At 52.3% G+C, this 7,559-nt stretch carries 6 protein-coding genes and 3 pseudogenes; 4 read left to right on the forward strand and 5 right to left on the reverse strand.

From position 1 onward, the window contains the following. Positions 1–110: 110 nt before the first annotated feature. Positions 111–1,412: pseudogene (locus ACQUTI_RS26080) on the reverse strand (DUF4158 domain-containing protein); the annotation flags it as partial. Between the two features lie 163 nt (positions 1,413–1,575). On the opposite strand from ACQUTI_RS26080, the gene ACQUTI_RS26085 reads away from it, so the two are divergent. The 3 genes from ACQUTI_RS26085 to ACQUTI_RS26095 all read left to right on the forward strand — a co-directional run bounded on the left by ACQUTI_RS26085 (position 1,576) and on the right by ACQUTI_RS26095 (position 4,051). After that, complete coding sequence (locus ACQUTI_RS26085; protein ID WP_001235713.1) at positions 1,576–2,133, forward strand: recombinase family protein; 558 nt, start codon at positions 1,576–1,578, stop codon at positions 2,131–2,133. 182 nt (positions 2,134–2,315) lie between these two features. After that, positions 2,316–3,176, forward strand: a complete 861-nt coding sequence (locus tag ACQUTI_RS26090) for a broad-spectrum class A beta-lactamase TEM-1 (RefSeq protein ID WP_000027057.1) — start codon at positions 2,316–2,318, stop codon at positions 3,174–3,176. Positions 3,177–3,307: 131 nt separating this feature from the next. Then, entirely contained in the window at positions 3,308–4,051 is a 744-nt protein-coding gene (locus ACQUTI_RS26095) for an IS6-like element IS6100 family transposase (RefSeq protein WP_087783603.1), read from the forward strand. A gap of 165 nt (positions 4,052–4,216) precedes the next feature. Here the strand turns inward: ACQUTI_RS26095 and sul1 are convergent, their stop codons facing one another. The 4 genes and pseudogenes from sul1 to dfrA16 form a co-directional block, all read right to left on the reverse strand. After that, positions 4,217–5,056 carry a sulfonamide-resistant dihydropteroate synthase Sul1 gene (sul1, locus tag ACQUTI_RS26100; protein ID WP_000259031.1) on the reverse strand — a complete coding sequence of 280 codons (840 nt, stop codon included), beginning with the start codon at positions 5,054–5,056 and terminating at the stop codon, positions 4,217–4,219. Next, on the reverse strand, positions 5,050–5,397 hold the full coding sequence (locus tag ACQUTI_RS26105; RefSeq protein ID WP_000679427.1) for a quaternary ammonium compound efflux SMR transporter QacE delta 1: 348 nt from the start codon (positions 5,395–5,397) through the stop codon (positions 5,050–5,052). Before ACQUTI_RS26105 ends, sul1 begins: the two co-directional genes overlap by 7 nt. Positions 5,398–5,513: 116 nt before the next feature. Then, positions 5,514–6,352, reverse strand: a pseudogene (locus ACQUTI_RS26110) (AadA family aminoglycoside 3''-O-nucleotidyltransferase). Between the two features lie 104 nt (positions 6,353–6,456). Then, positions 6,457–6,930: a trimethoprim-resistant dihydrofolate reductase DfrA16 gene (dfrA16, locus tag ACQUTI_RS26115; protein WP_032490158.1), complete on the reverse strand. Its 474-nt coding sequence runs from the start codon at positions 6,928–6,930 to the stop codon at positions 6,457–6,459. A 155-nt stretch (positions 6,931–7,085) separates the two neighbouring features. On the opposite strand from dfrA16, the pseudogene intI1 reads away from it, so the two are divergent. Further along, positions 7,086–7,448: pseudogene (gene intI1, locus ACQUTI_RS26120) on the forward strand (class 1 integron integrase IntI1); the annotation flags it as partial. Between the last annotated feature and the right edge of the window lie 111 nt (positions 7,449–7,559).

Below are 7,559 nucleotides of genomic sequence, written 5' to 3' on the forward strand. Positions count from 1 at the left end.
TTTATTATGGTGATCCCCTGGGCGAAATGCGCCTGGTAAGCAGAGTTTTTGAAATGTAAGGCCTTTGAATAAGACAAAAGGCTGCCTCATCGCTAACTTTGCAACAGTGCCTCCAGGATGCGCTTTTTCGAGCCGTTCAGTTCGGTCAGATAATGAATGGCGGACAACGTATGTTCTCCGGCTGGCGCTGCCTGGAAATGCAGGTCGCGCAATACCGCCGGAAGAAAGCGCTTTACCCGCCCGTACTGCTCCACCATTTCGTCATGGAAATTGTTGTTCTGAGGCCGGGCCAGCTCATTTACCTTGCTGACGGATTCTGCCAGCCTGCTTTTCGGTATGCTGTTGAATATGGTCTCCCTCAGTTCAGCATCGTCAGCCTGTTCATCCAGCAACAATGAACATGCCCGCGCCAATATTAGCGCAGCACGATCAAGATCTTTAAGCGTCCTGAGCCGTTTTTTCTGCCCCGTTTTCTTCGCCGCACGAGTGATATCCAGTATCAGCATATCGAGCACATCAACGGCCTCATCCAGCGCCGCAGTCTCCTGCGCTTTAACGAATGCTGTGAGTACGGCCAGTTTTCTCTGCTGTGGCATTCGCGCGATATATTTTACCGACGCCATGCCTGCGTAACGGGCCAAATTACGCAGTTGTATAGCAGGCAGACCGGTAAAATTCAGTCGGGAAAATTCCAGGTTTCGCAGCCGGATATATCGCTCCAGCGCTTCGGTAAATGCCGGGCCGCTGACGGTGACCGGTCCCTTTTTCAGTTGCTCCAGCGGTGAAGTACGCTGCCCCTCAGGAATGTCCAGAAGCTCCGTCACGCGGGCGGTCTGCCAGCTGTCCGGCAACGCGGCCAGTTTCTTCCACAGCCGCTGATTTGCCCGTTCGCGTATTTCACTGACGAGACGTACAAGTGTGGTTGCTCCGGGCAGCAGGACCTTATTCTGAAGCAGCCACGCGGTGGCAAAATCAAACATAAGGCCGGGTCGCTCATTACTGAGCCATGCGCGGGTGTACAGCAGGCGCTTCAGGCGGAAAGACCAGGGGAAATCGCCAAATTCATGGTAACCGTAATATTCCTTAATCAGCGCAGTATGCTCTCTGAGGGTGGTAACCCGTTCTGCGTAGCGGGTAAGGACTTCCGGACGGCGAATATTAAGCTGCACCGCGACAAATTGCTGAACACCTGGCAGAACCCGGGTTAAGTCTGTCAGAAAGGTGCCCAGAAAACGGGCGGTGGTGAGCTGAAGCGCAATTCCCAGCCGGTTATGCCTTCCCCGCCGCTGGTTAATGAAGGCAAGATCCCGCTCATCAAGATGAAAATAGCGCGCCAGCTGCACGTCATTGGGTTCTGCAACATAGCGACCATAATTCAGTTCCTGCTCAGTGGTCAGAAAATCGACGGGCATACCGGCCTCCCTGCCTGATGGTCATGAATTAACAATTTCGCAACCGTCCGAAATATTATAAATTATCGGACATCGTAAAACTGTTACATTAATATGTCTATTAAATCGTAAATTTGTAATAATAGACATGAGTTGTCCGATATTCGATTTAAGGTACATTTTTATGCGACTTTTTGGTTACGCTCGGGTCTCAACCAGTCAGCAGTCTCTTGATCTTCAGGTCAGAGCACTCAAAGACGCAGGTGTGAAAGCAAACCGTATATTTACCGATAAGGCATCCGGCAGTTCAACAGACCGGGAAGGGCTGGATTTGCTGAGGATGAAGGTGGAGGAAGGTGATGTCATTCTGGTTAAGAAGCTCGACCGTCTTGGCCGCGACACTGCCGATATGATCCAACTGATAAAGGAATTTGACGCTCAGGGCGTGGCAGTCCGGTTCATTGATGACGGGATCAGTACCGACGGTGATATGGGGCAAATGGTGGTCACCATCCTGTCGGCTGTGGCACAGGCTGAACGCCGGAGGATCCTAGAACGCACGAATGAGGGCCGACAGGAAGCAAAGCTGAAAGGAATCAAATTTGGCCGCAGGCGTACCGTGGACAGGAACGTCGTGCTGACGCTTCATCAGAAGGGCACTGGTGCAACGGAAATTGCTCATCAGCTCAGTATTGCCCGCTCCACGGTTTATAAAATTCTTGAAGACGAAAGGGCCTCGTGATACGCCTATTTTTATAGGTTAATGTCATGATAATAATGGTTTCTTAGACGTCAGGTGGCACTTTTCGGGGAAATGTGCGCGGAACCCCTATTTGTTTATTTTTCTAAATACATTCAAATATGTATCCGCTCATGAGACAATAACCCTGGTAAATGCTTCAATAATATTGAAAAAGGAAGAGTATGAGTATTCAACATTTTCGTGTCGCCCTTATTCCCTTTTTTGCGGCATTTTGCCTTCCTGTTTTTGCTCACCCAGAAACGCTGGTGAAAGTAAAAGATGCTGAAGATCAGTTGGGTGCACGAGTGGGTTACATCGAACTGGATCTCAACAGCGGTAAGATCCTTGAGAGTTTTCGCCCCGAAGAACGTTTTCCAATGATGAGCACTTTTAAAGTTCTGCTATGTGGTGCGGTATTATCCCGTGTTGACGCCGGGCAAGAGCAACTCGGTCGCCGCATACACTATTCTCAGAATGACTTGGTTGAGTACTCACCAGTCACAGAAAAGCATCTTACGGATGGCATGACAGTAAGAGAATTATGCAGTGCTGCCATAACCATGAGTGATAACACTGCTGCCAACTTACTTCTGACAACGATCGGAGGACCGAAGGAGCTAACCGCTTTTTTGCACAACATGGGGGATCATGTAACTCGCCTTGATCGTTGGGAACCGGAGCTGAATGAAGCCATACCAAACGACGAGCGTGACACCACGATGCCTGCAGCAATGGCAACAACGTTGCGCAAACTATTAACTGGCGAACTACTTACTCTAGCTTCCCGGCAACAATTAATAGACTGGATGGAGGCGGATAAAGTTGCAGGACCACTTCTGCGCTCGGCCCTTCCGGCTGGCTGGTTTATTGCTGATAAATCTGGAGCCGGTGAGCGTGGGTCTCGCGGTATCATTGCAGCACTGGGGCCAGATGGTAAGCCCTCCCGTATCGTAGTTATCTACACGACGGGGAGTCAGGCAACTATGGATGAACGAAATAGACAGATCGCTGAGATAGGTGCCTCACTGATTAAGCATTGGTAACTGTCAGACCAAGTTTACTCATATATACTTTAGATTGATTTAAAACTTCATTTTTAATTTAAAAGGATCTAGGTGAAGATCCTTTTTGATAATCTCATGACCAAAATCCCTTAACGTGAGTTTTCGTTCCACTGAGCGTCAGACCCCTGATCCTGTGGGCGGTGCGCTGGTATTGTCGCTATCCGATCAGCTATCGCGACCTTGAGGAAATGCTGGCGGAACGCGGCATTTCGGTCGACCATACGACGATCTATCGCTGGGTCCAGTGCTACGCCCCGGAGATGGAGAAGCGGCTGCGCTGGTTCTGGCGGCGTGGCTTTGATCCGAGCTGGCGCCTGGATGAAACCTACGTCAAGGTGCGGGGCAAGTGGACCTACCTGTACCGGGCAGTCGACAAGCGGGGCGACACGATCGATTTCTACCTGTCGCCGACCCGCAGCGCCAAGGCAGCGAAGCGGTTCCTGGGCAAGGCCCTGCGAGGCCTGAAGCACTGGGAAAAGCCTGCCACGCTCAATACCGACAAAGCGCCGAGCTATGGTGCAGCGATCACCGAATTGAAGCGCGAAGGAAAGCTGGACCGGGAGACGGCCCACCGGCAGGTGAAGTATCTCAATAACGTGATCGAGGCCGATCACGGAAAGCTCAAGATACTGATCAAGCCGGTGCGCGGTTTCAAATCGATCCCCACGGCCTATGCCACGATCAAGGGATTCGAAGTCATGCGAGCCCTGCGCAAAGGACAGGCTCGCCCCTGGTGCCTGCAGCCCGGCATCAGGGGCGAGGTGCGCCTTGTGGAGAGAGCTTTTGGCATTGGGCCCTCGGCGCTGACGGAGGCCATGGGCATGCTCAACCACCATTTCGCAGCAGCCGCCTGATCGGCGCAGAGCGACAGCCTACCTCTGACTGCCGCCAATCTTTGCAACAGAGCCGTATGAACCGCCGCCTCATAGTGCAGTTTGATCCTGACGAGCCCAGCATGTCTGCGCCCACCTTCGCGGAACCTGACCAGGGTCCGCTAGCGGGCGGCCGGAAGGTGAATGCTAGGCATGATCTAACCCTCGGTCTCTGGCGTCGCGACTGCGAAATTTCGCGAGGGTTTCCGAGAAGGTGATTGCGCTTCGCAGATCTCCAGGCGCGTGGGTGCGGACGTAGTCAGCGCCATTGCCGATCGCGTGAAGTTCCGCCGCAAGGCTCGCTGGACCCAGATCCTTTACAGGAAGGCCAACGGTGGCGCCCAAGAAGGATTTCCGCGACACCGAGACCAATAGCGGAAGCCCCAACGCCGACTTCAGCTTTTGAAGGTTCGACAGCACGTGCAGCGATGTTTCCGGTGCGGGGCTCAAGAAAAATCCCATCCCCGGATCGAGGATGAGCCGGTCGGCAGCGACCCCGCTCCGTCGCAAGGCGGAAACCCGCGCCTCGAAGAACCGCACAATCTCGTCGAGCGCGTCTTCGGGTCGAAGGTGACCGGTGCGGGTGGCGATGCCATCCCGCTGCGCTGAGTGCATAACCACCAGCCTGCAGTCCGCCTCAGCAATATCGGGATAGAGCGCAGGGTCAGGAAATCCTTGGATATCGTTCAGGTAGCCCACGCCGCGCTTGAGCGCATAGCGCTGGGTTTCCGGTTGGAAGCTGTCGATTGAAACACGGTGCATCTGATCGGACAGGGCGTCTAAGAGCGGCGCAATACGTCTGATCTCATCGGCCGGCGATACAGGCCTCGCGTCCGGATGGCTGGCGGCCGGTCCGACATCCACGACGTCTGATCCGACTCGCAGCATTTCGATCGCCGCGGTGACAGCGCCGGCGGGGTCTAGCCGCCGGCTCTCATCGAAGAAGGAGTCCTCGGTGAGATTCAGAATGCCGAACACCGTCACCATGGCGTCGGCCTCCGCAGCGACTTCCACGATGGGGATCGGGCGAGCAAAAAGGCAGCAATTATGAGCCCCATACCTACAAAGCCCCACGCATCAAGCTTTTGCCCATGAAGCAACCAGGCAATGGCTGTAATTATGACGACGCCGAGTCCCGACCAGACTGCATAAGCAACACCGACAGGGATGGATTTCAGAACCAGAGAAAGAAAATAAAATGCGATGCCATAACCGATTATGACAACGGCGGAAGGGGCAAGCTTAGTAAAGCCCTCGCTAGATTTTAATGCGGATGTTGCGATTACTTCGCCAACTATTGCGATAACAAGAAAAAGCCAGCCTTTCATGATATATCTCCCAATTTGTGTAGGGCTTATTATGCACGCTTAAAAATAATAAAAGCAGACTTGACCTGATAGTTTGGCTGTGAGCAATTATGTGCTTAGTGCATCTAACGCCGGAGTTAAGCCGCCGCGCGTAGCGCGGTCGGCTTGAACGAATTGTTAGACATCATTTACCAACTGACTTGATGATCTCGCCTTTCACAAAGCGAATAAATTCTTCCAAGTGATCTGCGCGTGAGGCCAAGTGATCTTCTTTTTGTCCCAGATAAGCTTGCTTAGCTTCAAGTAAGACGGGCTGATACTGGGCAGGTAGGCGTTTTATTGCCCAGTCGGCAGCGACATCCTTCGGCGCGATTTTGCCGGTTATTGCGCTGTACCAAATGCGGGACAACGTAAGCACTACATTTCGCTCATCGCCGGCCCAGTCGGGCTGCGAGTTCCATAGCTTCAAGGTTTCCCTCAGCGCCTCGAATAGATCCTGTTCAGGAACCGGGTCAAAGAATTCCTCCGCTGCCGGACCTACCAAGGCAACGCTATGTTCTCTTGCTTTTGTAAGCAGGATAGCTAGATCAATGTCGATCATGGCTGGCTCGAAGATACCCGCAAGAATGTCATTGCGCTGCCATTCTCCAAATTGCAGCTCGCGCTTAGCCGGATAACGCCACGGGATGATGTCGTCATGCACGACAAGGGTGACTTCTATAGCGCGGAGCGTCTCGCTCTCGCCAGGGAAAGCCGAAGCCTCCATAAGGTCATTGAGCAATGCTCGCCGCGTCGTTTCATCAAGCTTTACGGCCACAGTAACCAACAAATCAATATCGCTGTATGGCTTCAGGCCGCCATCCACTGCGGAGCCGTACAAATGCACGGCCAGCAACGTTGATTCCAGATGGCGCTCAATGACGCTTAGCACCTCTGATAGTTGGTTCGAAATTTCGATGGTCACCGCTACCCTCATGATGTCTAACGCCCGCCTCAACTGCCGGAGGTTAATGGCGCCTTTTTTGCAGCTCCACCGCAAAAAAAGGTGACAGTAACCGGAGGTCAGATTGCAGGCGCTTGTTAACTCTTTTGCCAGATTTGATAACAATAGTTAATGTTAGACTCGAAATCTTGCTCAAATACCAACTTGAATGTATCTGGGATTTCAGGAAAAACTATGTCTCCATCTCGCTCGATGTCGACTGTTGAAATATGCAAAGTATCTACTTTGGAAATCAAGCTTTTGTATATTTCACCACCACCAGAAACGATAACATGATCCGTGATTTCCTCTAAATTTATTAAGGCATCCTGAATTGAGGAGAAAACCATTACACCCTCATCATTCGTAGAAAAATTAGAGCGAGTTACAACTGCATACTTTCGATTTGGGAGAGCGCCCATTGACTCAAAAGTTTTGCGTCCAACTAAAAGCCATTGATTATATGTAATTGCCTTAAATAGAAGTTGCTCGCCTTTGGCGCTCCATGGAATATCTGGTCCATTACCGATAATACCGTTCTTCGACTTGGCAGCCATTAGTGATAACTTCACGATTTCTCCCTCGAGTTAACTTTGTTTTAGGGCGACTGCCCTGCTGCGTAACATCGTTGCTGCTCCATAACATCAAACATCGACCCACGGCGTAACGCGCTTGCTGCTTGGATGCCCGAGGCATAGACTGTACAAAAAAACAGTCATAACAAGCCATGAAAACCGCCACTGCGCCGTTACCACCGCTGCGTTCGGTCAAGGTTCTGGACCAGTTGCGTGAGCGCATACGCTACTTGCATTACAGTTTACGAACCGAACAGGCTTATGTCCACTGGGTTCGTGCCTTCATCCGTTTCCACGGTGTGCGTCACCCGGCAACCTTGGGCAGCAGCGAAGTCGAGGCATTTCTGTCCTGGCTGGCGAACGAGCGCAAGGTTTCGGTCTCCACGCATCGTCAGGCATTGGCGGCCTTGCTGTTCTTCTACGGCAAGGTGCTGTGCACGGATCTGCCCTGGCTTCAGGAGATCGGAAGACCTCGGCCGTCGCGGCGCTTGCCGGTGGTGCTGACCCCGGATGAAGGGCACTGTTGCAAAGTTAGCGATGAGGCAGCCTTTTGTCTTATTCAAAGGCCTTACATTTCAAAAACTCTGCTTACCAGGCGCATTTCGCCCAGGGGATCACCATAATAA

The organism is Klebsiella sp. 7-CIP_Kleb. (assembly GCF_050378655.1).
Taxonomy (GTDB): domain Bacteria; phylum Pseudomonadota; class Gammaproteobacteria; order Enterobacterales; family Enterobacteriaceae; genus Klebsiella; species Klebsiella quasipneumoniae.